This is a genomic window from Caldalkalibacillus thermarum, from assembly GCF_014644735.1.
Taxonomy (GTDB): domain Bacteria; phylum Bacillota; class Bacilli; order Caldalkalibacillales; family Caldalkalibacillaceae; genus Caldalkalibacillus; species Caldalkalibacillus thermarum.
On the sequence record NZ_BMKZ01000012.1, the window covers coordinates 1 to 26,768 of the forward strand.

44 protein-coding genes and 2 tRNA genes are annotated in these 26,768 nt (G+C 46.8%); 6 read left to right on the forward strand and 40 right to left on the reverse strand.

The features are described 5' to 3' along the window. Positions 1–648: 648 nt before the first annotated feature. From IEW48_RS06290 to IEW48_RS06325, 8 genes are all read right to left on the reverse strand, one after another. Positions 649–888 (reverse strand): group II intron maturase-specific domain-containing protein, encoded by a 240-nt coding sequence (locus tag IEW48_RS06290; RefSeq protein ID WP_229703965.1) that lies wholly within the window; start codon positions 886–888, stop codon positions 649–651. After that, on the reverse strand, positions 885–1,007 hold the full coding sequence (locus IEW48_RS06295) for an N-acetylmuramoyl-L-alanine amidase (protein ID WP_276529771.1): 123 nt from the start codon (positions 1,005–1,007) through the stop codon (positions 885–887). The genes IEW48_RS06290 and IEW48_RS06295 overlap by 4 nt, the downstream gene beginning before the upstream one ends. Further along, the gene (locus IEW48_RS06300) at positions 1,007–1,405 is read right to left on the reverse strand and encodes a phage holin family protein (protein WP_188623068.1); all 399 of its coding nucleotides are present in this window, start codon (positions 1,403–1,405) and stop codon (positions 1,007–1,009) included. Before IEW48_RS06300 ends, IEW48_RS06295 begins: the two co-directional genes overlap by 1 nt. Before the next feature lie 708 nt (positions 1,406–2,113). Continuing rightward, positions 2,114–2,632: a hypothetical protein gene (locus IEW48_RS06305; RefSeq protein ID WP_188623069.1), complete on the reverse strand. Its 519-nt coding sequence runs from the start codon at positions 2,630–2,632 to the stop codon at positions 2,114–2,116. 72 nt (positions 2,633–2,704) lie between these two features. Further along, on the reverse strand, positions 2,705–2,914 hold the full coding sequence (locus IEW48_RS06310) for a hypothetical protein (protein ID WP_188623070.1): 210 nt from the start codon (positions 2,912–2,914) through the stop codon (positions 2,705–2,707). A 29-nt stretch (positions 2,915–2,943) separates the two neighbouring features. After that, positions 2,944–3,108, reverse strand: coding sequence for a hypothetical protein (locus tag IEW48_RS06315; protein ID WP_188623071.1), 165 nt, complete (start codon positions 3,106–3,108; stop codon positions 2,944–2,946). Between the two features lie 298 nt (positions 3,109–3,406). After that, the gene (locus tag IEW48_RS06320) at positions 3,407–3,898 is read right to left on the reverse strand and encodes a BRO-N domain-containing protein (RefSeq protein WP_188623072.1); all 492 of its coding nucleotides are present in this window, start codon (positions 3,896–3,898) and stop codon (positions 3,407–3,409) included. Between the two features lie 15 nt (positions 3,899–3,913). Then, complete coding sequence (locus IEW48_RS06325; RefSeq protein ID WP_188623073.1) at positions 3,914–4,147, reverse strand: helix-turn-helix domain-containing protein; 234 nt, start codon at positions 4,145–4,147, stop codon at positions 3,914–3,916. A gap of 182 nt (positions 4,148–4,329) precedes the next feature. Between IEW48_RS06325 and IEW48_RS06330 the strand changes: the two genes are divergently transcribed. The 4 genes from IEW48_RS06330 to IEW48_RS06345 all read left to right on the forward strand — a co-directional run bounded on the left by IEW48_RS06330 (position 4,330) and on the right by IEW48_RS06345 (position 7,067). Then, the gene (locus IEW48_RS06330; RefSeq protein WP_188623074.1) at positions 4,330–4,782 is read left to right on the forward strand and encodes a helix-turn-helix domain-containing protein; all 453 of its coding nucleotides are present in this window, start codon (positions 4,330–4,332) and stop codon (positions 4,780–4,782) included. A gap of 55 nt (positions 4,783–4,837) precedes the next feature. Further along, on the forward strand, positions 4,838–5,680 hold the full coding sequence (locus IEW48_RS06335; RefSeq protein ID WP_188623075.1) for a DUF3800 domain-containing protein: 843 nt from the start codon (positions 4,838–4,840) through the stop codon (positions 5,678–5,680). Positions 5,681–5,950: 270 nt separating this feature from the next. After that, positions 5,951–6,109, forward strand: coding sequence for an Arm DNA-binding domain-containing protein (locus IEW48_RS06340; RefSeq protein WP_188623076.1), 159 nt, complete (start codon positions 5,951–5,953; stop codon positions 6,107–6,109). A gap of 49 nt (positions 6,110–6,158) precedes the next feature. Next, positions 6,159–7,067 carry a tyrosine-type recombinase/integrase gene (locus IEW48_RS06345; RefSeq protein ID WP_188623077.1) on the forward strand — a complete coding sequence of 303 codons (909 nt, stop codon included), beginning with the start codon at positions 6,159–6,161 and terminating at the stop codon, positions 7,065–7,067. A gap of 104 nt (positions 7,068–7,171) precedes the next feature. On the opposite strand, the gene IEW48_RS06350 is transcribed toward IEW48_RS06345, so the two are convergent. From IEW48_RS06350 to IEW48_RS06365, 4 genes are all read right to left on the reverse strand, one after another. Next, positions 7,172–7,247: transfer RNA gene (locus tag IEW48_RS06350), tRNA-Thr, on the reverse strand. A 3-nt stretch (positions 7,248–7,250) separates the two neighbouring features. Beyond that, a tRNA-Asn gene (locus tag IEW48_RS06355) sits at positions 7,251–7,325 on the reverse strand. 101 nt (positions 7,326–7,426) lie between these two features. Continuing rightward, positions 7,427–7,648 carry a hypothetical protein gene (locus IEW48_RS06360; protein ID WP_007505885.1) on the reverse strand — a complete coding sequence of 74 codons (222 nt, stop codon included), beginning with the start codon at positions 7,646–7,648 and terminating at the stop codon, positions 7,427–7,429. An 84-nt stretch (positions 7,649–7,732) separates the two neighbouring features. Next, complete coding sequence (locus IEW48_RS06365; protein WP_007505886.1) at positions 7,733–8,401, reverse strand: stage II sporulation protein M; 669 nt, start codon at positions 8,399–8,401, stop codon at positions 7,733–7,735. 83 nt (positions 8,402–8,484) lie between these two features. Here IEW48_RS06365 and pdaB point away from each other — a divergent pair, with 83 nt between their 5' ends. Then, positions 8,485–9,270, forward strand: coding sequence for a polysaccharide deacetylase family sporulation protein PdaB (pdaB, locus tag IEW48_RS06370; RefSeq protein WP_188623078.1), 786 nt, complete (start codon positions 8,485–8,487; stop codon positions 9,268–9,270). A gap of 24 nt (positions 9,271–9,294) precedes the next feature. On the opposite strand, the gene IEW48_RS06375 is transcribed toward pdaB, so the two are convergent. Beyond that, positions 9,295–9,873, reverse strand: a complete 579-nt coding sequence (locus IEW48_RS06375; RefSeq protein WP_229703966.1) for a KinB-signaling pathway activation protein — start codon at positions 9,871–9,873, stop codon at positions 9,295–9,297. 153 nt (positions 9,874–10,026) lie between these two features. Between IEW48_RS06375 and gerD the strand changes: the two genes are divergently transcribed. After that, positions 10,027–10,677 carry a spore germination lipoprotein GerD gene (gene gerD / locus IEW48_RS06380; RefSeq protein WP_229703967.1) on the forward strand — a complete coding sequence of 217 codons (651 nt, stop codon included), beginning with the start codon at positions 10,027–10,029 and terminating at the stop codon, positions 10,675–10,677. 58 nt (positions 10,678–10,735) lie between these two features. Here gerD and salA read toward each other — a convergent pair whose 3' ends face one another. The 27 genes from salA to rplX all read right to left on the reverse strand — a co-directional run bounded on the left by salA (position 10,736) and on the right by rplX (position 26,728). Next, on the reverse strand, positions 10,736–11,845 hold the full coding sequence (salA, locus tag IEW48_RS06385; protein WP_188623079.1) for an iron-sulfur carrier protein/transcriptional regulator SalA: 1,110 nt from the start codon (positions 11,843–11,845) through the stop codon (positions 10,736–10,738). 100 nt (positions 11,846–11,945) lie between these two features. Beyond that, positions 11,946–12,665: an N-acetylmuramoyl-L-alanine amidase CwlD gene (gene cwlD / locus IEW48_RS06390; RefSeq protein WP_007505891.1), complete on the reverse strand. Its 720-nt coding sequence runs from the start codon at positions 12,663–12,665 to the stop codon at positions 11,946–11,948. A 111-nt stretch (positions 12,666–12,776) separates the two neighbouring features. After that, positions 12,777–13,169, reverse strand: a complete 393-nt coding sequence (rpsI, locus tag IEW48_RS06395) for a 30S ribosomal protein S9 (RefSeq protein WP_188623080.1) — start codon at positions 13,167–13,169, stop codon at positions 12,777–12,779. Between the two features lie 15 nt (positions 13,170–13,184). After that, complete coding sequence (gene rplM, locus IEW48_RS06400) at positions 13,185–13,616, reverse strand: 50S ribosomal protein L13 (RefSeq protein WP_188623081.1); 432 nt, start codon at positions 13,614–13,616, stop codon at positions 13,185–13,187. Between the two features lie 136 nt (positions 13,617–13,752). Then, the gene (gene truA / locus IEW48_RS06405) at positions 13,753–14,616 is read right to left on the reverse strand and encodes a tRNA pseudouridine(38-40) synthase TruA (protein ID WP_188623082.1); all 864 of its coding nucleotides are present in this window, start codon (positions 14,614–14,616) and stop codon (positions 13,753–13,755) included. Further along, positions 14,616–15,422 (reverse strand): energy-coupling factor transporter transmembrane component T family protein, encoded by an 807-nt coding sequence (locus tag IEW48_RS06410; protein WP_188623083.1) that lies wholly within the window; start codon positions 15,420–15,422, stop codon positions 14,616–14,618. The genes truA and IEW48_RS06410 overlap by 1 nt, the downstream gene beginning before the upstream one ends. Next, positions 15,419–16,288 carry an energy-coupling factor transporter ATPase gene (locus IEW48_RS06415; protein ID WP_188623084.1) on the reverse strand — a complete coding sequence of 290 codons (870 nt, stop codon included), beginning with the start codon at positions 16,286–16,288 and terminating at the stop codon, positions 15,419–15,421. Before IEW48_RS06415 ends, IEW48_RS06410 begins: the two co-directional genes overlap by 4 nt. Beyond that, complete coding sequence (locus IEW48_RS06420) at positions 16,264–17,094, reverse strand: energy-coupling factor transporter ATPase (RefSeq protein WP_188623085.1); 831 nt, start codon at positions 17,092–17,094, stop codon at positions 16,264–16,266. Before IEW48_RS06420 ends, IEW48_RS06415 begins: the two co-directional genes overlap by 25 nt. Positions 17,095–17,287: 193 nt before the next feature. After that, on the reverse strand, positions 17,288–17,650 hold the full coding sequence (gene rplQ, locus IEW48_RS06425) for a 50S ribosomal protein L17 (protein WP_188623086.1): 363 nt from the start codon (positions 17,648–17,650) through the stop codon (positions 17,288–17,290). Positions 17,651–17,711: 61 nt separating this feature from the next. Continuing rightward, the gene (locus IEW48_RS06430; RefSeq protein WP_188623087.1) at positions 17,712–18,656 is read right to left on the reverse strand and encodes a DNA-directed RNA polymerase subunit alpha; all 945 of its coding nucleotides are present in this window, start codon (positions 18,654–18,656) and stop codon (positions 17,712–17,714) included. A 138-nt stretch (positions 18,657–18,794) separates the two neighbouring features. Continuing rightward, entirely contained in the window at positions 18,795–19,184 is a 390-nt protein-coding gene (gene rpsK / locus IEW48_RS06435; protein WP_007505900.1) for a 30S ribosomal protein S11, read from the reverse strand. 20 nt (positions 19,185–19,204) lie between these two features. Further along, positions 19,205–19,573, reverse strand: a complete 369-nt coding sequence (gene rpsM, locus IEW48_RS06440; RefSeq protein ID WP_188623088.1) for a 30S ribosomal protein S13 — start codon at positions 19,571–19,573, stop codon at positions 19,205–19,207. 27 nt (positions 19,574–19,600) lie between these two features. Beyond that, positions 19,601–19,714 (reverse strand): 50S ribosomal protein L36, encoded by a 114-nt coding sequence (rpmJ, locus tag IEW48_RS06445; protein ID WP_007505902.1) that lies wholly within the window; start codon positions 19,712–19,714, stop codon positions 19,601–19,603. 47 nt (positions 19,715–19,761) lie between these two features. Next, a complete protein-coding gene (infA, locus tag IEW48_RS06450; protein WP_007505903.1) occupies positions 19,762–19,980 on the reverse strand; it encodes a translation initiation factor IF-1 in 219 nt (72 codons plus the stop codon). Between the two features lie 4 nt (positions 19,981–19,984). Then, complete coding sequence (locus IEW48_RS06455; RefSeq protein ID WP_188623089.1) at positions 19,985–20,290, reverse strand: KOW domain-containing RNA-binding protein; 306 nt, start codon at positions 20,288–20,290, stop codon at positions 19,985–19,987. Between the two features lie 17 nt (positions 20,291–20,307). Then, positions 20,308–21,054, reverse strand: a complete 747-nt coding sequence (gene map / locus IEW48_RS06460) for a type I methionyl aminopeptidase (RefSeq protein WP_188623090.1) — start codon at positions 21,052–21,054, stop codon at positions 20,308–20,310. Further along, a complete protein-coding gene (locus IEW48_RS06465) occupies positions 21,051–21,704 on the reverse strand; it encodes an adenylate kinase (RefSeq protein ID WP_007505906.1) in 654 nt (217 codons plus the stop codon). The genes map and IEW48_RS06465 overlap by 4 nt, the downstream gene beginning before the upstream one ends. A gap of 27 nt (positions 21,705–21,731) precedes the next feature. Then, a complete protein-coding gene (gene secY / locus IEW48_RS06470) occupies positions 21,732–23,018 on the reverse strand; it encodes a preprotein translocase subunit SecY (protein ID WP_188623091.1) in 1,287 nt (428 codons plus the stop codon). Then, the gene (gene rplO, locus IEW48_RS06475; RefSeq protein WP_188623092.1) at positions 23,018–23,458 is read right to left on the reverse strand and encodes a 50S ribosomal protein L15; all 441 of its coding nucleotides are present in this window, start codon (positions 23,456–23,458) and stop codon (positions 23,018–23,020) included. The genes secY and rplO overlap by 1 nt, the downstream gene beginning before the upstream one ends. 33 nt (positions 23,459–23,491) lie before the next feature. Further along, positions 23,492–23,680: a 50S ribosomal protein L30 gene (rpmD, locus tag IEW48_RS06480; protein WP_007505909.1), complete on the reverse strand. Its 189-nt coding sequence runs from the start codon at positions 23,678–23,680 to the stop codon at positions 23,492–23,494. Between the two features lie 13 nt (positions 23,681–23,693). Then, on the reverse strand, positions 23,694–24,191 hold the full coding sequence (gene rpsE, locus IEW48_RS06485; RefSeq protein ID WP_007505910.1) for a 30S ribosomal protein S5: 498 nt from the start codon (positions 24,189–24,191) through the stop codon (positions 23,694–23,696). 20 nt (positions 24,192–24,211) lie between these two features. Next, a complete protein-coding gene (rplR, locus tag IEW48_RS06490) occupies positions 24,212–24,580 on the reverse strand; it encodes a 50S ribosomal protein L18 (protein ID WP_188623093.1) in 369 nt (122 codons plus the stop codon). A gap of 13 nt (positions 24,581–24,593) precedes the next feature. Continuing rightward, positions 24,594–25,130, reverse strand: coding sequence for a 50S ribosomal protein L6 (gene rplF, locus IEW48_RS06495; RefSeq protein WP_188623094.1), 537 nt, complete (start codon positions 25,128–25,130; stop codon positions 24,594–24,596). A gap of 27 nt (positions 25,131–25,157) precedes the next feature. Then, positions 25,158–25,556 carry a 30S ribosomal protein S8 gene (gene rpsH, locus IEW48_RS06500; protein WP_007505913.1) on the reverse strand — a complete coding sequence of 133 codons (399 nt, stop codon included), beginning with the start codon at positions 25,554–25,556 and terminating at the stop codon, positions 25,158–25,160. Between the two features lie 33 nt (positions 25,557–25,589). Next, positions 25,590–25,775: a type Z 30S ribosomal protein S14 gene (locus IEW48_RS06505; RefSeq protein ID WP_007505914.1), complete on the reverse strand. Its 186-nt coding sequence runs from the start codon at positions 25,773–25,775 to the stop codon at positions 25,590–25,592. A gap of 69 nt (positions 25,776–25,844) precedes the next feature. Next, positions 25,845–26,387 carry a 50S ribosomal protein L5 gene (gene rplE / locus IEW48_RS06510; RefSeq protein ID WP_007505915.1) on the reverse strand — a complete coding sequence of 181 codons (543 nt, stop codon included), beginning with the start codon at positions 26,385–26,387 and terminating at the stop codon, positions 25,845–25,847. 26 nt (positions 26,388–26,413) lie between these two features. After that, positions 26,414–26,728 carry a 50S ribosomal protein L24 gene (gene rplX, locus IEW48_RS06515; protein WP_007505916.1) on the reverse strand — a complete coding sequence of 105 codons (315 nt, stop codon included), beginning with the start codon at positions 26,726–26,728 and terminating at the stop codon, positions 26,414–26,416. Positions 26,729–26,768: the final 40 nt, after the last annotated feature.

The window sequence follows — 26,768 nt, forward strand, 5'->3', positions numbered from 1 at the left end:
GTCTCGCTTTCTCTGCTATTCTTTCTAATTTTGTTGTCATGGCTAGGTTTCCCCTTCCTTTGGATGAAGGCCTGTATCCTCCCTTTGAATGGAGCCCATGTTGCCTTAGAAAGATTCCATTTCTGCTTGACCGCTTCCCCACGTAGCAGGCTCTCCCTGCCTCAGAGTACTATCAGTCAGTAAGACTTCCAGCAGGTCATCAGGTATCCCTTGCTTTGTTAGGCTTGTTCAACCCTATCCACTCAGGTGGAAGCCTGCTGGATCTCCCTTGTTCCCAAGGAGCCCATGGGCAGCATGCCGTAGGTACGAACCCCGGAAGCAACAGTCATCCCCTCGCCTTAACGGTGATGCTGTTTCTGCTTTCCCCATAGAGAAATAAGGTCAGCTACTTCGAGCACGTGTGATTTCGGGGCTAATAATCCTGTTCACTTTATTCCGGCCTACTGCCTTCCTGTCTACGCTTCGCCGTACATGTTACCATGCACCACGCAAGACTCGGTACAGGACTGCTGGCTAAGCTTTATCCTGGTAGCCATTTCAGACTACTTGTGCTCCTTGAACTTGCAAGGCGCAACTCTCACACCACCTAGCATGCGGGTCGCTACTCTTCGGTTCGCCAATCTTGACGAACATCGAAATATCTCTCCGTTAAACTCCTAAGCCCTTGCGCAAGCCAGTAGGCTTTGCTGAGGGCTTTATGCAATTGAGGTGTCTTGGTCGTTCGCCATGCTCCTTTACGGGTATTGGCGATTTCGAACACTTCGTGTTCTTTAAGNAGCCTATCCATCCCATCATGTATTGATTCAGTTTCTTGATTCGTTCCTCCATTGATATGCTCCAGTTTGGATTGGTCAGCTGTCGTATCTTGTTCTTAAAGCGTTTGGTCACGTAAAATATCTCGAAGTCTTAGGAGAAACGTCCAATGCAATCTCCTTTTCTTGAAGTCCGTTGCTAACGGCCCCCGGATCGCGGCCGCCATGTCCAGGGTCAATGAAGATTTTAGTCACTATTTTTCGCCTCCTTCACGCAATTTTTCAATTGCCCCCTTTAGCTTTTCTGGTGCAGGAACCCCAATCCGCCCTACGTTCTCCAAGATGCTTATACCTTCATTAGCAATATAGAAAAAAATGGCCAGATCTCTGAACAGGGTAGCCTCTCCTCCCAGCGAAACGTCTACAAGATGTCCGACTGCCACTACAGCAAAAATAGCGACTTTTTTGGCAATGCCTCGTAATCCCACTTCGCTGTTCAGTTTTCCGTCCAGTGCAGATGCAATTACTCCGGAAGCATAGTCTATCACAACGAATACGAGCAGAATTGATAGCAACATTGACCAACCTCCAAACAAAAAAGAGGCGACCGAGCCGCCCACTGCAACGATCCACTTAAACAAAATTTCAGACATTTTCCTCCCCTCCTTGTTTAGGAATTAGCGAGTGTGTAGAGCATATGATCCTGGGTTGTTAGTGATATAATTGACATCGACATATAGCCCAAACGTCTCTTGCACCGTACCGTTTGGTCTGATATAGCCCCAACACCGTACCATGTTTAAGTTTACGGATCGTTTTTCGTTTGATCGAGTAAATCCTTGTCCTCCTCCTATGATGACTCTGTGATCCGAACTCAGCCATCTATCCGTTTCCCATGACGTCCCTAGATTATTTAAAGGTCTGGCCAGCCTCGTTTGTTTCCGCAAACCATAATGAGAACCTTTTCCTCCTTCAGTCCAATGCGCATAACGGTCTCCATATACCCTCCAATTAAATTGCGATAACACGTAAATCCTATCTCCTCTATCATTCGCAGTTTCAACGGGATTGGGAGGGTATGATCTTCTATTGCTTAAGATAAAACCATCTCTCCATGCTCTTTCGTTATAGTTGTAATAATAGAATAAATGCAGATACGGAGCCCCTCCTTCTTCGCTATAAGGCCAAACATTTCCTGTGAAAAAAATCAACTGACCATTTACAACAGGCGACCCAGGAAACCCAATAACATCGGAGTTATTCCCACCGTTCCGGTGACGGTAAACATAGGCAAGCGCCATGTTTTCATCTCCTTTCACAGATATCCTAAATCCAATAAAAAACACCCCACAAACGGGGTGTCAGTATATATGCGATCTGTCGTTTTCAGTCGGCCTCTCATACTTGTCTTCAGGATCATAAGGCTGGATGTTATTCTCCTCTCTCCACCGATTTAGTTCCTCCAGCGTTTTAGCCGATCCACCAAGTATCAGATCTACATCATTTTCGTTGATCAGGTTGGCATTTCTGACTAATTCCCTCCGGCCTTCAGCGTTGTTGACAAACATGTGTAACACATGATGAGTAGTGTATATATACCATCTAATATGCTCAGGAAGCTGTTCCAGCTGTTCAATCATCTCTGGTGTGAGCGATTCCTGCAGTCTTCTCGTCACCTCATCAAATGGGCCGTCAATATGATACGTTTCAAAACTCACCAAGTGTTCTTGCCCTTCAACCTCATCTTTGTAACCCTCACTACTGGGCTTATTCACCTCGCTGGCACTCATATCCGGTTCTTCCTTGACTTCCTCCACCACACCACAACCTGCCAAAAACAGCAAGGCAACGAAAACCGTCAATAACGGTTTCCGGCACATGATGAATCCCTCCTTGTTTTTGCCTGATTATTTCCAGTTTACCACCACCTTTCAAGGTACACAAATTAAGTTTTATATTGCGCCGGGCAGATAAGTAAACACCCTGGGATCTTCTTGCCCCAGTGTCCACATGGCTACACCTTTGCAACCATATTCCCGAATGAAACCAAGCGTTTTAATAAACCCTTCAAGATCACTGTTCCAGGCGATCGAAAACTCGGAACCATCACCGACATAGAAGTTTCTCAACCAGACCCCGGCATCAACCATCCGGATCCTCACTTTTTTCTCACCAATCCAGGATGGAACATTCACCACTGGCAAATTGTCGAGTCGTTGTCAATTTCAATCCCCAAGCCTTCATCCGGATCAAAGACGCCATACACCAAATAACCCCACTCGTCATAGTTATAGGGACGATCTTCTTCAAAGGCAATGTATTCCTCCCCGTCCACAATAGCTGCGATTTTTTCCATTGGTTCATATCGGTCGTTTGTGCGATTTGTAGCTGGTAACATTTTACCCTGGTGTCGTTGGCATACACGCCGTGAGCCCCCCTGGACAATGAACCAGGCAACGATCCGGAATAATCAATGTATTCCGTTGAACCAACCAAGATTTTAATGCGGCCGTTATAAACACGGACGGTTAAGGTATACCGGTTCCCTAGTCCACAGGCCAAGGTTTGGGACATTGGTGCAGTCGCCAGCATCTGACTGGATCCATTGCTTTCATAAGTGAGCCGTACGGTTTGATTCCGATAATCCAGTTGCGCTATATAACCATTTTCAACGCCGCCAGGGTTTCTGGCATATCAATGTTGTCTATCCGATGGTGGGCCGCCTCTGTTCTTTCTTCAAGCTCCTTGATCTTCTTTTCATGCTCAACAAGTTTCTGGGCAGCCATCAGCATGAGTTCAGCTGGTGTTTTCAGTTGTTCCAGGGAGTATTGACCTGTTTTGCGGATGGTTGGGAGCACATCTTTTGTCACCCATTTCCTGAATGCGCGGGCCTCTGGTTTGCGACTCTCAAGAATCACATCATATAGTCCGTCTTCGTTGATGATAGTCATTTGCTGTATTCCATCAGGTGTCTCAAGGGGGTGATTTGAAATCACATCCTTTGACAACCTGCGTTTAACTCCAGCTACTTGACCAAGATCAAGAATGTGGCAAACATCTTTCAAAACAAACCAAGGCTCGCCGTCTTTGACTACCGTTCTTACCTGTTGGCCGTGATAATCAAAGATGTGTTGTAGCTGATTCAAATAGATAACCCCCTTTTATGCAGTTGATTTCTTAGCGTTTTTCGCTACACTTTCGTCAAAAAAATATTCCAACGGAACATTAAAATGATCCGCAATCATACGTAGTTCTAACGCAGTAAAGGGCTGCTTCCCAGTCTCTTTTCTGTTATATTGGTATACGCTGCGGAACCCTAGAAGATCAGCAAACTCCTTCTGGGAAAGTTTTTGTTTCTTCCGCAGTTCCTTGATTTTGTCTAGATCAATCCTCACAAACCACACCTCCTGAAATTTTAATTATAGCGATTTCCGCAATACTCAATTACATTATAATTAGCGAGTATCGCAAAGTCAAGTATTTATTTGCGATTTTCGCGAAATAAATTTTCAATATACGCTATAATGGTATAATATTATTGCATAAATTGCATATTTCGCATAAGGCGGAGATAAATATGAGTGAGAATGTACTTGGTAAAAGATTAAGAAAACTACGAGAAAAAAGAGGCTTATCTCAAAAAGAGGCAGCAAAGAGATTTGGCATCTCAAATTTCGCTTTATCTAGATATGAAAACGGGACAGCTAACCCAGACCCAGATCTGATCGCTAAATTCAGTGAGTTCTATGATGTTTCTTCTGACTATATCCTTGGCCGCACAGACAATCCCGCCGGTGTCATCCGTGAAGATGGATCGGAAACAGACGTGTATCAGATGCTTATGGAGAATGACAAGTCGCTTACTCTGAACGGCAAGCCACTCACGGATGAACAAAAAGAAATCCTGTCAATAGTGATGGAAAAGCTTGCTGAGGCTGACGAAGATGAGGAAAAGTTTTTAGCGCGGCTCCTTAGGAGGCTATTGGCTGGAGAGTCAGCTAGGGAGATAAAGAAGGATATAAACAAATAAAAAAAATAGAAACAACCCAAGCAACAACTTGTTTATTTTATTGGGGGATCTAAAATTGGAATGGAAGAGAAGACCAACTATACTAGAATATTGGCCAAAAAACGTTGATGTTTTAATGGGTATGGATGAAAACGGGACCGCAGAATTAAAAGGTGTTAAGCGAAGAATAAGGAATGAGCAAGAAGTTCCAGACAATGAAAAGTACTTCACCCTTACAGGGGTTGCAATTAATTTGGATAGTTACTCTAAATTTAAGGAGCATGTTAATAAAATTAAATTTAAACATTGGGAAAACGGAATGGCCGATTACAAAGGTACGATGAAAAGAGTATGCTTTCATTCTAGTGAAATAAGAAAAAGAAAACATCCTTTTGACACTATTGATTATGAAGAATTTATGAATGATATATCAAAACTAATATCAAGTACAAATATAAGGATCATATCTTCTACCGTTAATAAAGAAGCCCATTACAAAAAATATGGAGAAAGAGCTGATCATCCTTATCCCCTTGCTGTTAGATTTATTCTTGAAAGATATTGCAAAAAATTAAACGAAACAAACCAGAAGGGCATCATTGTTTTAGAATCAAGAGGAAAAAAAGAGGATAAATTTGTTCTGAAGCATATATTACAAATAATAGAAAATGGAACTTATTACAATCCAGCAAGTCACTTTAAAAGTCTCGTAGGTGTTTATTTCAATCCAAAATGGTGGGCAGCTGATGATTCGAAATCATCGTTTGTAATTCTGGAGCTTGCTGATTTGGTTTCATATCCAATTCACAAGTTTGCTAGAAGCAATTGCATCGTTAAGGATAGGGCCTTTTTAAATATTGAAGAAAAACTTACCAATTACCCTAATTACATGGGCTGGGGAATAAAAATTTTTCCTTAAAAAAATTAAAACCGCCACAGCCATTAGGCTGGGCGGGCGACCGGCATACACCGATCCCTTAACTGAGTTAATCAGTTATTAACATTATGTTCAAGATTACAAAAGAGTATACATAACCTTTTAATCTTTGTACTCTAATTTTATGACATTAACATAGAATTCGTCAACTGGTAAGTCAAAAATAGGTACAGAGTATCATTTTAAAGACATTTGTTTACAGCCTTAATTTTTTATCCTGTTCCGAACATATATTCCTAAGGGGGTAACATGATGAAAGGACACGTCCGAAAACGCGGTAATAAATGGTGCTTTGTACTTAATGTCGGGCGTAAGCCAGACGGATCTAGAAACCGCAAATGGTTCAGTGGCTATAACACCAAGAAAGAAGCAGAAAAAGCGTGCGCTGAGATGATTGCACAATTGACCTAAAGCACATATGTTGAGCCAACCAAAAAACAGTGGCAGAGTACATGCAGGAATGGCTGGAATACAAAGAAAAAAGCTGCGTCCGACAACCCTGGACACATATCAACGTTTGATTAATAATCACATCATCCCTCATATCGGAATGATCAGGATGGACAAGCTACACGAGACAAATATAGAGGACTTATATGACTATCTTCGTGAAGAAAAAGAGCTTGCAGAATCAACCATTGTCAAAATCCATGCAGACATCCTCAAACCGGTTTTTAAGACGTGCTGTCAGGTATCGTATTCTCCACCACAACCAGCAGACATTGAGGATCCGCCGAAACATGGGAAACCTCAGATAAATGTATGGAATCAAGAAGAAATGAACGCCTTTCTTGATGCAGCTAAAGGTGATTGGATGTATCCCGTTTTTCACCTTTCTTTAAATACTGGCATGAGAATCGGCGAAGTCCTTGGCCTTCAATGGAAACATGTTGACTTTGATAAAAAGTTGATTTATGTACGCCAATCACTGACGGCAAAAACACGTGAACTAACAAGTCCTAAGACTGAATCAAGTATACGCGATGTTCCGTTTGATGATATCACGTCTAAGATACTCAAAAATCAAAAGTCCGCTATAAATGAAAAAAAGTTGCGAGCCGGCAGCAGTTACAATGATCAGGATTTTGTATTTGTGTCTGGCGAAGGGGCTCCATTACTTCAAAGTAATGTTCGTCGCAAATTTAACAGTTTAATCAAAAAAGCTGGAGTACCTAAAATCCGCATTCATGACATGCGCCACACCTGGGCCACGTTGCAGCTGATGACCGGGACAGATATTAAGACAGTCAGTTCGATCCTGGGCCATTCTTCGGTATGGTTTACCTATGATACCTATGCCCACGTTCTGCCTGAGATGCAAAAACTGGCTGTGGAAAATCAACTCCAGATTATCCAGCGAAAAACTTAACAATTTTTGGATGGTTGCAAAATGGTTGCAATCGAGAGTATAAGCAAAAACGGCGGGGCAGCTGATCGCTTCAAACCCCGCCGTTATGGGCTTTGTCGTATGTATGGAGCTTCCAGCCGGACTTGAACCGGCGACCTCTTCCTTACCATGGAAGCGCTCTACCGACTGAGCTATGGAAGCAAATGGCTCCGCAGGTAGGATTCGAACCTACGACCAACCGGTTAACAGCCGGCCGCTCTACCACTGAGCTACTGCGGAACAACGTTGTCCAACCTGACGACGAATATAAGTATACAACGTTTAGTTCAGTTTTGCAAGGGGTTTTTTTAAACCATTTTTTACTTTTTCGGGTACCATTTCTACCCCTGTTTGAAACTAGTGCGTACGTATTTGGACAGCTCGTGAGGCGGAACAAAGCGGCCATATAAACGGAAGATCAGTTTATATCGCTCTTCCATCGCCCGTCTGACCAGCCCCTCAATGCGCTCATCCTCCAGGTCTAAGAGCAGCTCTTCCAATTCCTTTTTCAACAGATACTCGATCTCCTGCGCTTCTTTCCGTGTCAGCATTAATCCCAGCATCGAGGCGGACACACTCCCTATGTCAAATCTCTGTTTTTGGTATGTCCCAAAACACCCCTTTTTATAAATTATGGGCGCAGAAAATCAAACTCCAAGCACAAACAAGTGGATTAATAACGGTGTGATAAAACTTTCAATCACAGCGGCCACAAACAAAACCAAGATCAAAATGAGGGTCAAGCGGGCGAGCCCCCTTACTCTTTGCTTCAGTACGGGTACGGTTTGCTCACGCCAAAACGTGCCCACATCACTTCTTGTGTTGCCGAATAAATGGGACAATAGCTGGCCTGGACCAAACAGCCAACCTAACAGTCTAAAGCCTAGAAACATGCCCATCCCCCCTGCTACAAAAATGGCCGGCAGCTCCAACAAGCCATGGGGCAAAATCCCAAAGATAAACATGCGTAAGGGTGACACTTCATCTCCCAAGGCCGAATGGACCAGGACATACCCCACAGCCAAACCGTTCATCAGCAAGGAGAAAATAGGCACAAAAACTAAAAACACACCTACAACGATCATGGTGATGGCAGCCAGCACATTATTCTTGAAAATCACCCACATCATATTGACTGGGTTCGGATTGTCAGCCAATTCTCGGGCAATGTTCTCCAACTCCTCTATAAAAGGGGTAATTGCCTTTTCAAAAACCTCATCGAAGACATATCCTAAAACCACACCTGTGCCAAAAATCAGTAAGGCCGCCCACAGATACGCTTTACTCTCCCTTAATAAAGTCTTCAACTCTGACACATCATCACCCCATGTTCCAATCATATTTGGACAACACTGGACATACATTTAATTGTAGACGACATGGACAGGAGGGAAAAGGGTTGAACACGTTTTGGGTGATCAATGGACAAAAAGTAAAAAAATACATTCTCCTGATCATCGCTGCCCTGTTTACAGCAGGCGTGATCTATGTGGAGAGAGATGCCATGAGCGTCTTTTCCTCCCAATTAAACCCGGTCCAATCCAAAGCCGATGAACCGCAAGCCATATACCGTGTACCAACCGACGAAAAGAAACTGGCCCTGACCTTCGACATCTCCTGGGGGCAAGAGAACCCGGGACTGATTCTGGATGCCCTGGCCGAAAATGGAGTGGATAAAGCCACCTTTTTCCTCTCTTCTCCCTGGGCTGAACACCACCCGGAAATTGTCCAGCGCATCAAGGAGATGGGTTTTGAGATTGGCTCCCATGGCCACAAACATATCAACTACACCCGCTTAAAGAATGAAGAGATACGGGAACAAATCTTAAAGGCGCACCGTATGCTTAAATCTGTTACCGGCCTTACCCCGACCCTTCTCCGTCCCCCCAACGGAGACTTTGACAAACGCGTGCTGCGCATTGCCGACGAGCTGGGTTATACGGTTGTGCTGTGGCATACCAATTCAAATGATTGGATGAACCCGGGGGTAGACCGGATCGTGCATAATGTCGTTTCCAACGTCCAGCCGGGAGATATTGTGCTGTTGCATGCCAGTGATTCCACCAAACAGACCCATCAGGCATTACCGGAAATGATCCGCCGGTTAAAAGCAGAGGGGTACCACTTTGTAACCGTCACTGAGCTGATCACCGGCACTGAAAGCCAGATTAAGGAACTGGATTGATGAGCACAAAGCGCCTAGATCCCGCTAAGCGCTTTTTTTCTTGGGCTCAGCCGTTAAACGGTGCAGCCATAGCAGTTGCCACACATTACACACAAAGAGGGTACACAGCATTAACATGACCCAGATGGGATCATTAATTACCAAAGCGGGTACTGCTTCAACCGTGGTGACGACAAACAGCACAAACAAAGCCGGGACAAAAGCATTTTCATTGGTTTGTTGCGCTTTAATATAAGCAAAAACAAGAGATACTATTAATAACACAGTGGGCAAAATCACATAATTCAGCCACGTTTCCTGGTGTGTGGCAAAAGCGGTGTAACGGAAATAGACCAGGTCAAAAAAAGTGAACAGAATCAAGACAATCTGCGTATAATGCCACACTTTTTTAGATTTGAATAAACCAAGTGCCAAGCGGTTAACCAGTAAGTAGGCAAAAAAGCCCATCTGGCTGATGGCACTGAAGGTCATGCCGACAGCAAATAAAAAGATCGCCCCAGCCAAAAATTCTTCTGCCGAGGAAGTAATCGCCTGAAATCCTTCCCAGTTAATCAGAGTGCTGGTCGCCAGAATGGTCAATCCGCCAACCAGCAATGTTGTCACAAATAAAAACAGCCATTTTTTAAACGTCAGTTTAACTCACCAACTTTCCTGTAACCGATTAGGAAAATGTCCATTTACGATTGTATCAAAAAGTATAATTTGGCGCTAGCGATGCATATTAAAGGTGAGTAACAGGAAAGGGGATTTTAGTCCATGGTTAGCCGCTTCCCAGCAATCGTCCAAGGAAAGTGGTGCTGGCTGTTTATCTTGTGGGCGAGTGCCATGATGGCCATATCTACTTTAACGGCTTGTGCACCCGTGGAAGAACAAGTCAGTCCCGACTACAAGGAAACCAAACAGATGGTGCTGGATATTTTACAAACCGAAGAAGGCAAGAAAGCGATTCAGGATATCCTCAAAGAAGATGAATTTAAACAGCAACTGCTGATCGATGAACCGGTCGTGAAAAAAACCATTCAAGATACTTTGCTCCAAGCCGACAATAAAGAAAAATGGCAGCAGCTCATGCTCGATCCGAAATTTGCCCAAAAGTACGCCAAACAGTTGGAAAACGAGCACAAACGGCTGCTGAAAGACTTAATGAAAGATCCCGAGTATCAGGCTGCTATGATAGACATTCTCAAAGACCCGGAAATGGAAAAACAGTTTGTTGAAGTGGCCAAATCACAAGCGTTTCGGCAAGAAACCATGAACATCATGAAAGAGGCCCTGCAAAGCCCCTATTTCCGCCTGGAGCTTTTGCAACTGTTAAGCCAGGTGGCCAAAGAGATGGAAGGACAGCAGCAAGGGGGCCAGGGTCAACAACAGCAAAGTGACCAAGGCGGTGGCGGAGGAGAACAATAGTCCTAAAAAAAACAGGCGGCAAATACCGCCTGTTTTCCGTTTAGGCATGATGCGCTCGCTATTTTGCTTGAACCTCTAAACGCTGTACAATTTTTTCCGCCATGCGGGCATAAATCTGGCCGATGACTGAATCTTCGGGGTAAATGGAGGGTGAGGGGTTATCAACGTCTGCTTGCTGATCGGGCTGTCCCAGGGGCACTTGGGCCAACAGCTCTGTTTTCAGCACTTCGGCTAACTTTTGGCCTCCCCCGCGGCCAAAAATGTAATCTTTAGAGCCGTCAGGCAATTGATAGTAAGCCATATTTTCCACCACACCCAAAATCTCATGTTTTGTTTTGATCGCCATGGCTCCTGCCCTGGCTGCCACAAAGGCAGCTGTCGCATGGGGAGTGGTCACAATAATTTCTTTGCTCTGGGGGATCAAGGTATGTACATCCAGGGCCACATCACCCGTTCCTGGAGGCAAATCCAGTATCATGTACTCCAACTCGCCCCAGTGGACCTGGCTGAAAAAGTTGCGCAACATTTTACCCAGCATAGGCCCCCGCCAAATCACCGGGGAATTGTCCTCCACAAAGAAACCCATGGACATCACTTTAACCCCGTGTTTTTCAACAGGGAGAATCATATCGTCAATAACGGTCGGGCGCTGGTCAATGCCCATCATGTCCGGTACGCTAAAACCGTATATATCGGCATCAATTACACCTACCTTTTTGCCCATGCGGGCCAGTGCCCTGGCAAGATTGACCGTCACCGTTGATTTACCTACGCCACCTTTGCCGCTGGTGACGGCAATAAATTGGGTTTTGGAATCAGGCGCCAATAAGGGTGAAAGAGGAGGTTGCCCTTGCCCGCTCTGGGCACCTGGCCCCGCTCCAGCTTCCTGACGCAGCCGCTGGGCTAATGCTGCTCTTTCCTGATCGGTCATGGAGCCAAAGGTCACTTTAACCTGGTTGGCACCAATCTCTTTCAATTTATTGACAACATCTTTTTCTATGGTCGCTTTTAACGGGCAACCGGATATGGTTAAGACCACCGTTAAACCCACATTATTATCTTGGTCGACTTGAATATCCCGGATCATATTCAATTCAACCAAACTCTTATTCAATTCCGGATCCTTAACCTCTTTTAATGCGTCCAAGATCCTTTGTTCAGTTAACATAGAAAGCACCTCTTTTTACTCCACATTTTTATCTTTAGTATAACACATCTGCCCGGAGTAAAGCATCACGGCTCCTGCTAGCCAAACATCCCGGCGAGCCCTAGGGGAATTCCAAACTGTTTTCGTCACTGTAATAACGCAGAATGCCTTCATAAATGGCAAAGGCCACTTTTTTTTGATAATCTGCTGTAGCGAGCAAACCGGCTTCATGGGGATTGGACAAAAAGCCCACTTCAACAAGGATGCCTGGAATTTGACTGGCTTTCAAAATATATACTTCCTGATTCTTTTTGGCATGGCGATTGGTATTTTCCAGGTTGCGGATCAGTTCATCCTGGACAAAACGGGCCAACCGCTCACTTTCATCCCATAGCGGGTTATAAAAGGTTTGTGCCCCTCTCCAGTTGGGTGAAGAGATACTGTTGAGGTGAATGGAGACAAACAGATCCCCTTGACTCCCATTGATCAATTTGACCCTGTTCATTAAATCTTCCTTCTTCCTCCGTCCCAGGCGGTGGGCTTCTTCTGAAGCAAGCTCCATATCCGTCTCCCTGGTCATAATGACAAAAGCTCCCGCTTGCTGGAGCAGATCGCGCAAATAAATGCTGATGGCCAGAGCCACTTCTTTTTCCACCACACCCGAGCGGCTGACTGCTCCCCCGTCTCTGCCACCATGTCCGGGATCAATGATGATAATCTGTCCGGTTAAGGGGAGGCCCAGGGCAGATTTTGTCCCACGGTCAATTGCCTCATTCAGCATGTATAAACCCAAAGCCATGACAATGCTGACAGTCATGATGAGGACAAGTTTTTGTTTCATCACCCACTCCCCCTTGTCCTTACATATATACGAGCGGCAGGACAGGGTTATGCAAAAAAAGCCCCAAACCCAACAAGGTTTGAGGCTGTATAACTGATCCAGCAACGTTTTTTAACGTTTGGAGAATTGGGGCGCGCGGCGTGCTTTTTTAAGACCGTATTTCTTACGCTCTTTCATCCGCGGATCACGTGTCAGGAAGCCAGCCTTTTTCAACGCAGGACGCAATTCAGGATCAGCTTCTAAAAGCGCACGGGAGATACCGTGACGAATGGCGCCGGCTTGACCAGTAAAACCCCCGCCTTTAACATTGACAAGCACATCGTATTTCCCTTCGGTTTCTGTCAGCTCAAGGGGCTGTCTGACAATCTTTTTTAACGTTTCCAAACCAAAGTAATCATCGATGTCCCGTTTGTTAATGATGATTTTTCCGTCACCAGGGACAAGGCGCACACGTGCAACGGCTTCTTTACGACGTCCGGTACCGTAATATGTTACTTGTGCCAAAATGAATACCCTCCCTTACAGTTCAAGAACTTCCGGTTTTTGTGCTTGATGCGGGTGTTCGCTTCCGGCATAAACGAACAGTTTTTTCGCTTGCTTGCGTCCGAGGGGACCTTTGGGCAACATTCCTTTTACCGCAGACTCAATCACACGCTCAGGTTTGTTTTGCAACATTTCGGCTGCTGTAAATTTCTTTAAACCGCCAGGATAGCGGGAATGGCGATAATAAATTTTCTTCTGCAACTTATTACCTGTCAGATGCACTTTATCTGCATTGATAACAATCACAAAGTCGCCGGTGTCTACATGGGGTGTATATTCAGGTTTATGTTTTCCTCTTAAAATGCTAGCGACCTTAGAAGCTAAACGTCCCAGTGTTTGGCCTGCTGCATCTACCACATACCACTTGCGCTCAACTTCGTTGGGCTTAGCCATATACGTGGTACGCATGTTGTTCCCTCCTTGTTTCCGATTCCATCTATCTGACACTCTGCCATCTATTTTCAATCCACGTAACGGGGCTATTCAGTGGAAAGAAAAATACCAAACTATATAATACTACATCTGCTTTTGGGAGTCAACTTGCTCAATAAAAGACACGCCACAAAAACAGCCCCTCAGGAGGTGCAGTGGGCCCGGCCAAGTTGCGGTCCTTTTCCTTTAAGGCCCGCTCTACATCGGCTGGCGACTTTTTCCCTTTACCCACTTCAATTAAGGTTCCAACGATAATGCGGACCATGTGATACAAAAAACCGGTTCCTCTGCAAATGACGGTGATCATTTGCCCTGCTCTGGGCTCCCCGCCAGCAGTTGGACAATAGGCCCATCCCGGCCACACAACTTCCCGATCAAGGCCCGGCTTGGCTTGTTCAGCCTGTGTGCCCCGCCCAACAGGGAGAACTTCCAATGTCAGCTTGTCAATGGTTCTCACTTTGTCTGCCACTTCCGTTTTCGCTGAGCTGAAGGCTGTAAAGTCGTGGGTGCCTTCGAACAAGCGGCCCGCTTCTTGCATCAGGGTGACATCCAAAGGCAAGGGCACGTGATAACTATACTGTCTGACAAAAGGGTCGTGGACAGGCGCATTGCAGATAAAATAGCGATACTCTTTACCGCGCACATCGTAACGGGCATGGAAAGAAGCAGGTACTTTCTCCGTGCGCAGGATGCGGATATCCCCTGGCAACTGGGCATTGAGGGCTTTAGTCCATTCATTCTCTTCCAAAGCAAGGCTGCTCTCAAAGTGGATCACTTGTCCCCGGGCATGGACTCCAGCATCTGTCCGGCCAGAACCCACCACTTGTACCGGGTGGCGATGCATGCGCTTTAAAACCGCTTCAAGCTCGCCTTGAATGGTCACCGCATTTGGTTGGCGCTGGAATCCGGCATAAGCGGTTCCATCATAGGCTACGGTACATTTCCACTTGTGGACGCCAGTGGTTTGTTCACTCATTATACCACCTCAATCATGATCAGCAAGAGACAATAAGTTCCTGTGACCGCTAGAGCAGCATAATCCCTGGGCTGCATTTTCAATTGCCTGAACTGGGTCCTTCCCTCTGCCCCCCGGTAACCGCGAGCTTCCATGGCCAGGGCCAGATCCTCGGCTCTTTTAAAGGCAGAGAGAAACAAGGGGATGATAATTGGGATAAGCGCGCTGACCCGTTCCCAAAGCGTCCCTGAGGCAAGCGGAGCCCCCCGGGACAACTGTGCTTTGATGATTTTATCCGCTTCTTGCCACAAAACAGGAATAAAGCGCAGGGCAATGGCCACCATCAAGGCCAGCTCATGAGCCGGGAAACGCCACTTGGCCAAAGGCTTCAGCATCCGTTCCAAGCCGTTGGTCAAAACAAGGGGCGGTGTGGTAAGGGTAACCAAAGAAGCAATAATGACCAAGAGCACAATCCGGTAGGTGATGACTGCCCCTTGAATGACCCCGCCTTCGTATACAGAGAGGGCTCCTAACGTCCACAACACCTCCCCTTCGCGGGTAAACCAAATGTGAAAGATATAGGTCACAGCCAATATGATCCACACCGGTTTTAAACCGCGCCAAATAAAAGTCCAGGGGATACGGGACAAAAACACAGTACCCAACACAAAAACGGAAGCCAGAGCATAGGATAACCCCTGGCTGGCTGCAAAAATCGTGACGACCACCAAAAAGACGGCCACCAGTTTGGTCCGGGGATCCAGACTGTGAACAAGAGACTGACCGGGCACATATTGGCCGATGCTGATCATGCCTAATCTGCTCATACTTCTACCCTAGCTCCTTTGACATAGCGGGCAATTGTGTTGAGGATCGTTTCCTTTTTGGTTGAAGTAAGGGGAATGGGCTCCTTCAGCCGTTGATTTAATTCCTGCACCAGCTCGATGAGAGAGGGAATCTCCAAACCTAGTTGACGCAACTGTTCAGTATACTGAGTAAACAAGGCCAGAGGAGTGGTTTGCCATTTGACCCGCCCTGCTTCCATGACCACCACTTCATCTGCATATTCGGCCACATGGTCCATCTGATGTGTGACCAAAATCACCGTTTTGCCCCGCTCTTGTTTCCAGCGGACCATCATCTCCAGGATTTGCTGCTGGCCTTCCGGATCCAAACCGGCTGTCGGCTCGTCCAAAATAAGGATATCCGGCTGCATCACCAGCACCCCGGCAATCGCTACCCGCCTTTTCTCCCCTCCGCTCAGTTCAAACGGTGACCTGCTGAGATAGGAAGGAGCCAGTCCTATTTTGTCCAGCACCTGACGGACACGCATGTTAATCAATTCTTCCGGCCAGCCCAGATTTTTGGGGCCAAAGGCAATATCTTTTTCCACCGTTTCTTCAAATAATTGATGCTCCGGATACTGAAAGACCAGTCCTACGGATTCATGGAGAATGGGAATCTTCTTCTGGCCTGCTTCAAGCTTATGGGGGCCAACCTGTACATAACCTTCCGAGGGCTTGAGCAGCCCGTTAAAATGCTGAATCAGCGTGGATTTGCCCGAACCGGTCTGTCCCACAACGGCCACCAGCCGGTTAGCTTTGATGCGAATATTAACATCCGTCAAGACCCGTTTGGCAAACGGGGTACGCGGATGATAGATATAACCTAAGTCTTTTGTGATAATCTCCATAGCGCCTCAACCAGCTCTTCTTTCGTGTAAATGTCAGCGGACAGGGGTAAGCCTTGTTTTTGCAGTGCCTCTTTTACTTCTACAACAAAAGGGAGTTGCAAACGGTGAGCCCGTAACAGGTCAGCCTGATTTAAAACGTCCTGAGCCGGGCCATCGGCCACCAGCTCACCCTTGGAAAAGAGGACAACACGCTCAGCCTGTACGGCTTCATCCATGTCATGGGTGATGGTCACCACAGTCATTCCTTCCTGATGCAGTGTTTTAACCAGGCTCAGCACTTCCTTGCGCCCCACGGGGTCCAGCATAGAGGTCGCTTCATCCAAAATCAGCACCTCCGGCTGCATGGCCAAAACGGAGGCAATGGCCAAGCGTTGTTTTTGGCCGCCGGATAAATGATGGGGCTCCTGTTCCCGATAGGCCCACAAGCCTACCTTTTCCAAACAGCTGCGAATGATGGGCAGCATTTCCTCCCGGGGAACACCCAGATTTTCTAAGCCAAAGGCCACATCATCCAGCACGGTGTTACCCACCAATTGATTTTCAGGGTTTTGAAACACCATGCCCACGATGCGACGAATGTGCCACCGCTCTTCTACACAAACCGGATTAAGACCCTTGACCTTAATGGTGCCGCTGTCAGGCATCAGCAAGCCGTTCATTAATTTGCCAAGCGTTGATTTTCCAGAACCGTTAGGGCCAATAATGGCCACCCACTCGCCTTTTTTGATAGAAAAGGACAGGTTGTGGATAAAGGGGGCTTTTTCATTGGAATCATAGGAAAAGCAGACGTCTTCAAAATAAATCATGCAACCACCCGATGTTTGTAACATTTTGACCCTTATTGATGAGTTAACCTCATTATAACAAACGGTAACTCAATGGTACAAAAAAAGGGCAATGACAGAAACCAGTTTTGATTCTGTCCTCACCCTTTTGGCTGAGACAAATGGGTCTGTATCAAATTAGGCACACTGCTTAATGTTTAAACGCGCATACGATCTATTTAACGAGTTCAAGATATACCATAGGCGCTCCGTCTCCGCGGCGTGGACCAAGTTTCAGGATGCGTGTGTAGCCACCTTGACGGTCTTCATAACGTGGGGCAATGTCATCAAACAGCTTCTGAATGGCATCCTTGCCTGTCTCAGCGTCGGCTACTTCTTTGCGGACAAAAGCAGCCACCTGACGGCGGGCATGAAGATCTCCACGCTTAGCGAGGGTGATCATTTTCTCAGCGATGGAACGCACATCTTTTGCTTTTGCTTCAGTGGTTTCAATGCGTTCATAAATAAACAGGTCCGTTACTAAATCGCGCAACAGAGCTTTGCGAGCGCCAGTTTTGCGTCCTAATTTTCGAGCCATCTTGCTTCCCCCCTTGTAGCAAATATTCTGCTCAACTTAGTTCAACATCTTTTATACAGACTTAATCATCTTTGCGCAAAGACAGTCCCAATTCGGCCAGTTTGGACTGCACTTCTTCCAAAGATTTTTTCCCGAGGTTGCGAACCTTCATCATGTCTTCTTCCGTTTTTTGGGTCAGCTCTTGAACGGTATTAATCCCCGCCCGTTTTAAGCAGTTATAGGAGCGTACCGATAAGTCGAGTTCTTCGATGGTCATTTCCAGTACTTTTTCTTTTTGATCTTCCTCTTTTTCAACCATAATTTCAGCTTCTTGCGCTTCATCTGTCAGGCCGATAAAAAGAGCGAGATGCTCTGACAAGATTTTGGCTCCCAGGCTGACTGCTTCTTCCGGGCGCAAACTGCCGTTTGTCCACACCTCTAAGGTGAGTTTGTCATAGTTGGTCACCTGACCCACACGGGTATTGGTTACCTGATAGTTCACTCTGGAGACGGGAGAATAAATCGAGTCAATGGCAATAACACCAATGGGGTGATCGGGGCGCTTATTCGCTTCCGCTGGAACATAACCCCGGCCCCGTCCTGCTGTGATTTTCATATGAAGTCTGGCACCTTCAGCCAGAGTGGCAATATGAAGGTCTGGGTTTAAAATTTCCACGTCACTGTCATGGCGAATATCGGCAGCGGTAACAACACCTTTTCCTTCCGCATCAATTTCCAGGGTTTTCTCCTCATCTGTATGAATCTTAAGGGCCAGCTGCTTAAGATTCAAAATGATTTCCGTCGTGTCTTCCACAACCCCTTCAATGGTGGAAAACTCATGCAAGACACCATCAATTTGAACCGTGCGGCAAGCGGCCCCCGGAAGTGAAGAGAGTAACACGCGACGCAAAGAGTTGCCCAGTGTGGTGCCATATCCTCTTTCCAATGGTTCCACTACAATCTTACCATAGGTGCCGTCCTCCGCCGTTTCTACCACTTCAACCCTCGGCTTTTCGATTTCTATCATCCAACGAACCCTCCTTCAAAACGCCAAATCGCCTGCAAGACACAATTCGCTTACCATTCCATTATGGCACAAACCAAGGCAATTTATACCATATACCGCCGATAAATGCTTGGACGGCCGGTTGCCAGTATCCTTGCCTCAGACGCGACGGCGTTTTGGCGGGCGACACCCGTTGTGCGGAATAGGTGTCACGTCTTTGATCGTGTTCACCTCAAGACCAGCAGCTTGAAGAGAACGGATAGCTGCTTCACGCCCGGCTCCAGGACCTTTAACCATCACTTCAACTTCTTTCATGCCATGTTCCATTGCTGATTTGGCCGCTGCTTCTGCTGCCATTTGTGCTGCAAAAGGCGTGCTTTTGCGTGATCCTTTAAACCCAACGTTACCGGCACTGGACCAAGCAATGGTGTTCCCGTGTTTGTCCGTAATGGTCACGATGGTATTGTTAAAAGTAGACTTAATATGGGCAATGCCAGATTCCACATTTTTACGGTCCCGACGTTTAACACGCGTTCTTGTTTTAGCCATAACCTAACCCTCCTTTAGATTTATTTTTTCTTGTTGGCCACCGTACGGCGAGGACCTTTGCGCGTGCGGGCATTGGTTTTGGTACGTTGACCGCGTACCGGCAATCCGCGGCGGTGACGGATGCCACGATAGCAGCCGATCTCGATTAAACGCTTGATGTTGAGGGACACTTCGCGGCGAAGATCCCCTTCAACAGTCAAGTTGCGGTCAATGTAGTCACGAATTTTAGCCGTTTCTTCTTCTGTCAGATCACGCACACGCGTATCTGGATTGACGCCGGTTTCCTGTAAAATTTTCTTGGCAGTGGAGCGGCCGATCCCATAAATGTAGGTTAAGGCGATTTCAACGCGCTTATCTCGGGGAATATCGACACCTGCAATACGTGCCATTTGACTGTACACCTCCTAGCCGTTGTTTTATCCTTGACGTTGTTTATGCTTTGGATTTTCACAAATGACCATAACGGTCCCTTTGCGGCGGATCACTTTGCATTTTTCACATATCGGTTTGACGGATGGTCTTACTTTCATGTTAAAACCTCCTTTTGTTGGCTAGAGCCTTGCCAAAAGCAAACAGGTTATTTGTAACGGTAAGTGATTCGACCACGGGTCAGGTCATAAGGAGATAATTCAACAGTCACTTTGTCTCCAGGCAAGATGCGAATGAAGTGCATTCTGATTTTTCCAGAGACATGGGCCAGCACCTTATGACCATTCTCTAATTCTACACGGAACATGGCATTGGGTAAAGGTTCGATCACAGTGCCTTCCATCTCAATCACATCTTCTTTGGCCATGGAATCACTCTCCTTTCTCCTCGTCGTTTAGGGTTTCTTTAAACTTGTTCAAAGCGAAGCGTAGTTTGCCATTTGTGACTCGCCCTGTTTCCTGGATGCTCTCTTTTACAACGGTTGCGACATGGCGACAAAGCTGAAGATGCTTGATGTTCTTTTTCTTGGGAGAGTCAAATTTGCGTTTGTTGCCATCGGCAATCAGCACAAAGCGCTCATCCAAAATTTTAATGACAATAGCATATTGTCCAGCATCTCTCCCACGCAGGATACGAACGACTTGGCCAATCTGGGGTAATGATTGTGAATCGGTCACAATGGGTCACCTACCCCTTAAAGTTTAGTCAGGATCTCATATCCTGTTTCCGTAATGGCTATGGTGTGCTCAAAATGAGCACAGTTTCGCTTGTCTTGGGTCACAACCGTCCAGTTATCATCTAAGGTGCGCACATGCCGGGTACCGGCATTGACCATCGGTTCGATGGCCAGTACCATGCCGGGTTTTAAGCGGGGTCCCCGGTTGGGCGGACCAAAGTTGGGGATCTGCGGATCTTCATGAAGCTTGGTGCCGATCCCGTGCCCCACATATTCCCGGACAATGGAGAAACCGGCGGCTTCCACATAGGTTTGAATCGCATGGGAAATGTTGGACAAGCGGGCACCGGGCTTTGCTTCAGCCAACCCTTTGTACAGCGATTGCTCCGTAATGGTGAGCAGACGCTGGTCCTCCTCACTGATTTTCCCAACCGGATACGTCCAGGCAGAGTCACCATGATAGCCTTTGAAATTGGCGCCCACATCAATGCTGATGATATCGCCTTCTTTTAGTTTGCGCTCCGACGGAATACCATGAACAAGTTCTTCGTTAACCGAGGTGCATATACTGCCAGGAAAGCCTCCATAACCTTTGAAGGAAGGCGTTGCTCCATGTGACCGAATCACTTTCTCCGCCAGGGCATCGAGCTCTTTGGTTGTAATCCCAGGTTCTATGACTTCTTGTAATGCTTGGTGCACCAGAGCTACAATACGCCCTGCTTCTCTCATAAGCTCAAGTTCTTGCTTGGATTTGGTGACAATCATGGTGTCTGACCTCTTAAAATCGTGGTGATGTCGCCAAATACCTGCTGAATGTCTTGCTCTCCGTTAACTGTGCGCAGATAACCTTTCTGCTTGTAGAAGTTAAGGAGTGGTTCTTGCTGCTTCAGGTTCACCTCAAGGCGTGTTTGAACCGTTTCTTCACTGTCATCATCACGCTGGTAGAGTGAACCTCCACACCTGTCGCACACACCTTCTTGCTTCGGAGGGTTGAATAACACGTGGTAAGTGGCACCACAATCACGACAAATGCGCCGGCCGGTCAAGCGTTTCAACAATGTTTCCTGGGCCACTTCAATATAAATCACATGATCCAATTTCCGGCCGGATTTTGCCAATATATCATCCAATGCTTCTGCTTGAGCCACGGTACGGGGGAAACCGTCAAGCAAAAAGCCTTGTTTACAATCATCTTTGGCTAATCGTTCTTTAACAATACCTATGGTGACTTCATCAGGGACCAGTTCCCCCCGGTCCATATAGGCTTTAGCCTCCCGACCGAGCGGGGTTCCGTCTTTGATGGCACCGCGGAACATATCACCCGTCGAAATATGCGGAATGCCAAAGGTGTCAACAATCTTTTCCGCCTGGGTTCCCTTTCCGGCCCCCGGCAAACCCATGAGTACAAGATTCATCAAACCCCTCCACATACTAAAGATGGTTTATTTAATAAACCCTTTATAGTGGCGCTTCACCAGCTGGCTGTTGACCTGCTTCATGGTCTCTAAAGCCACGCCGACCACAATTAAGAGCGCTGTACCTCCGATGGTCACCGTAGGAGGCAGGTTGGCCAGGGCTGAGAAAAAGACAGGTAAAATAGACACAGCTGCCAAGAATAGGGCGCCAGCCAGTGTGATGCGGTTTAAGATGCGTGTCAGATAGGTAGATGTTGTTTTGCCGGGACGAATGCCAGGGATATAGCCGCCATGCTTCTTCATGTTTTCCGCTATCTGTATAGGGTTGATTTGCACAAACGTATAGAAATAGGTGAAACCAATGATCAGAATCACGTAGAAAAACATCCCAATCGGGCTGGTATAGTCAAAATGATTAATCACCCAATCCGCTATGGGGTTTCCGGCAAAAAACATGGCTATTGTTGGCGGGAAGAAGATTAAGGACATGGCAAAGATGACCGGAATCACCCCTGCGGCATTAACCTTCAGCGGGATATGGGTGGATTGCCCACCATACATGCGCCGTCCGACCACGCGCTTGGCATATTGGACCGGAATTTTGCGCACACCTTGTTGAATATAGATCACGCCAGCCACAACGGCTAACACAACCAAGGCCAGAATGACCACTTTGAGAACACCAAAGAAAATGTTGGCTCCTTCACCAAACTCACTGAGATAAATTTGATTCAAGCTACTCGGTATGGCTGCCACAATTCCAGCAAAGATCAAGATGGAGATACCGTTGCCAATGCCTTTCTCGGTAATTTGTTCACCCAGCCACATCAGGAAAGTGGTGCCTGCTGTTAAAATCACGGCAATATACAAATAGGTGCCCAAACCGGGGTTGACCACGAGGCCAGGAAACAAGTTGTTAAAGCCAATGGACATCCCAATGGCCTGAACAAAGGCGAGTACGACAGTGCCATAACGGGTAACCTGAGCCAGTTTACGCCGTCCGGCTTCCCCTTCCCGGGCCCATTGGGCAAACTTAGGAATCACGTCCATGGTTAACAGTTGCACAATAATGGAGGCCGTAATATACGGCATGACCCCCATGGCAAAAATGGAGAAACGCTCCAGGGCTCCCCCGCCTAAAATGCTGATAATCCCCAACACATTGGCTTGGTCATACAGATTGATCACATTGGGATTAACGTTGGGTACGGGGATAAAAGCCCCGATGCGAAAGATAATTAACACCAGCAGGGTAAAGATGATTTTGCGCCGAAGGTCTTCCACTTTCATAATGTTGGAGATTGTGGCAAACATTAAATCACCTCAGTTTTTCCACCGGCAGCTTCAATTTTTTCGATGGCGGATTGGGAGAATTTGTTGGCTTTCACCGTTAACTTCACCTTAAGCTCGCCGTCGCCCAGGATTTTAAGGCCATCTTTTAAGTTTTTAACGATACCGATTTCTTTTAGCAGCTCAGGTGTAACAGTAGTGCCTTCTTCAAAGCGGTTGAGCGTCTCCAGATTAACAATGGCATACTCTTTGCGGGTCGGGTTGTTAAACCCTCGCTTGGGCAAGCGGCGGTATAATGGCATTTGACCACCTTCAAAGCCAGGACGAACGCCTCCACCCGCACGGGCCTTTTGCCCTTTTGTTCCGCGACCTGCTGTCTTACCCATGCCGCTGCCAATGCCTCGGCCGACACGTTTACGTGCTTTGCGAGATCCAGGTGCTGGTTTCAATTCATGCAGTTTCACAACGATACACCTCCTCTGTGCTCAGTGGCTGTTTTATTGCTCCACTTCTTCGACTTCAACCAAATGGCTCACTTTATTGATCATGCCGCGGATGGCAGGATTATCTTGATGCACCACAGTTTGATGGCGTTTTTTGAGTCCTAAAGCTTCAATAGTCTTCCGTTGATCGGGTTTACGACCTATCACACTGCGTTTGAGGGTGATCGCCAATTTTTTTGCCATCTGTTCTCCCTCCTTATCCTAACAGTTCCTCAACGGTCTTACCCCGTAGTCTGGCTACTTCTTCAGCTGTTTTGAGGCGCTGCAAGCCTTCAAAGGTAGCCCGGACCATATTAATGGCATTGGAGCTGCCCAGTGATTTGGTCAAGATATCTTGTACGCCAGCCAGTTCCAAAACGGCACGGACAGGACCCCCGGCAATAACTCCCGTACCTTTTGAGGCAGGTTTCATCAGCACTTTTCCGGCACCGTGATGACCGATGATTTCATGGGGAATGGTGGATTTAACAATAGGCACTTTAATCAAATTTTTCTTCGCTGCTTCAATTCCTTTGCGGATCGCATCCGGTACCTCACCTGCTTTACCTAAGCCGAAACCAACATGGCCATTGCGGTCTCCTACCACAACCAGTGCACTAAACCGGAAGCGACGGCCACCTTTAACCACTTTGGCCACACGCTTAATGGCGACGACTTTTTCTTCCAGTTCTAGTTTATTAGGGTCGATCTGCATGTTTTTCCCTCCTTTGAACATTAGAATTGCAAACCACCTTCGCGAGCAGCATCAGCCAGTGCTTTGACACGGCCATGATAGAGGTAGCCGCCGCGATCGAATACGACCTTTTGGTATCCTTTTTCGATCGCACGCTTGGCCAGCAAGGCACCTACCTGCTGAGCTGCTTCTATATTACCGCCATACTCAATCTTATCGCGCAACTCTTTATCTAAAGTGGAAGCCGAGACAAGTGTTCTTCCTTCCATATCATCGATGAGCTGGGCATAGATATGTTTCGTAGACCGGAACACATTCAGGCGTGGACGTTCCGGTGTCCCGAACACTTTGCGTCTCACCCGGGCATGGCGCTTTTTACGCGCTTTATTTTTGTCCACTTTTGTGATCATGGCTTACCCTCCTTTACTTACCTGTCTTACCTTCTTTACGGCGAACATGCTCTCCTTCATAGCGAATCCCTTTGCCTTTATAAGGCTCGGGTTCACGCACAGCGCGTATCTTGGCGGCCACAGCACCGACACGCTCTTTGTCAATGCCTTTTACTGTGATTTTGGTTTGGGAAGGAACCTCGATCTCAATGCCTTTTTCAGGCACAATCTCAACGGGATGAGAGTAACCCACGTTTAGCACCAGCTTATTGCCGCTTTTTTGGGCACGGTATCCAACCCCAACAAGTTCCAGGCTTTTTTCATATCCCTTGGTCACACCCTCCACCATGTTGGCAATCAGTGAACGGGTCGTGCCATGCAGGGATTTGTGCAGCTTATCGTCAGAAGGTCTTTCAACGACCACTTGATTGTCTTCAACACTAATTTGCATATCAGGATGAAATTGGCGGGAAAGTTCACCCTTCGGTCCTTTGACGGTCACTTCATTACCGTTAACCTTAACCTCTACCCCATCTGGGATTTGGACCGGCTTTATGCCAATGCGTGACATAAAAACACCTCCGTTTCTGCTCTGTGTTTACCAGACGTAAGCGATAACCTCGCCGCCTACATTTTGCCGGCGTGCTTCTTTGTCAGTCATGACACCTTTGGATGTGGAGATAATCGCAATGCCCAAACCGCCCAAAACGCGGGGAAGTTCATGACTTTTAACGTAGACGCGCAAGCCTGGTTTACTAATCCGTTTCAATCCGGTGATGACCCGTTCATTGTTCGGTCCGTATTTTAGATAGATACGGATAATCCCTTGTTTGTTATCTTCAATATATTCCGCATCACGAATAAATCCTTCGCGCTTTAAAATCTCCGCAATTTGCTTTTTCAGATTAGAAGCCGGTACTTCTATATATTCGTGACGAACAGCATTTGCGTTGCGAATACGTGTCAGCATATCAGCAATAGGATCTGTCATTGCCATTCCAAATTACCTCCTTCCTTCCCAAGCTCGGGATTACCAACTTGCTTTTTTCACACCAGGAATTTGACCTTTGTAGGCCAATTCACGGAAACAGATACGGCACAACCTAAATTTACGGTAAACCGAATGGGGGCGGCCGCAACGCTCACAACGGGTGTAAGCACGCACTTTAAATTTCGGCTTCCGCTTGGCTTTGGCGATCATGGATTTTTTGGCCACTTTGTTGATTCCCTCCTTCTGTCACGTGTTTGAGATTTAACGGGATCTGCCGCTACATTTCTCCGTTGTTTACTTTCTGAAAGGCATACCCATTTCATCAAGCAAGGCTCTGCATTCTTCATCCGTTTGGGCTGTGGTCACAATCACCACATCCATGCCGCGCACTTTGTCAATTTTATCGTAGTCGATCTCAGGAAAAATCAGTTGTTCTTTCAAACCTAACGTGTAGTTTCCCCGTCCGTCAAAGGATTTAGGGGATACGCCTCTAAAGTCACGCACCCGGGGCAAAGCAACATTAAACAGTTTATCCAGGAAGTGATACATCCGTTCCCCGCGCAGGGTCACTTTGGCACCGATAGGCATCCCTTCGCGAATTTTAAAACCGGCAATGGACTTTTTGGCGCGGGTAATCACCGGCTTTTGGCCTGTGATGGCTTGAAGGTCAGCAACAGCGCCGTCCAGCACCTTGGGGTTGTGAGCTGCTTCTCCAATTCCCATGTTGATCACAACTTTTTCAATCTTAGGCACTTGCATGACGTTTTTATAATTAAACTTTTGCATGAGCGCAGGAACGACTTCATTGCGGTATTTTTCCAGCAATCTTGCTGCCATGAGTGACAACCTCCTTTCAAACTCCATTATTTATCCAATGGCTCACCGGACTTTTTGGCGATGCGTACTTTTTTGCCGTTTTCCAGCACTTTGTACCCCACGCGGGTTGGCTCGCCTGTTTTCGGATCGAGCGGCATCACATTGGAAACATGAATGGGCGCTTCTTGGGTAATAATGCCCCCTTGGGGATTGGCCTGATTGGGTTTTTGATGTTTTTTGACCAGATTAACCCCTTCAACCAAAACACGGTTTTTGCGGGGATAAGCGGCAATGACGCGCCCCTTCTTTCCTTTGTCTTTACCGGCAATCACCATGACGATATCGTCTTTTTTGACATGCATCTGTTGTGCACCTCCTACCTGTCAATCTCAGGTTGTGATC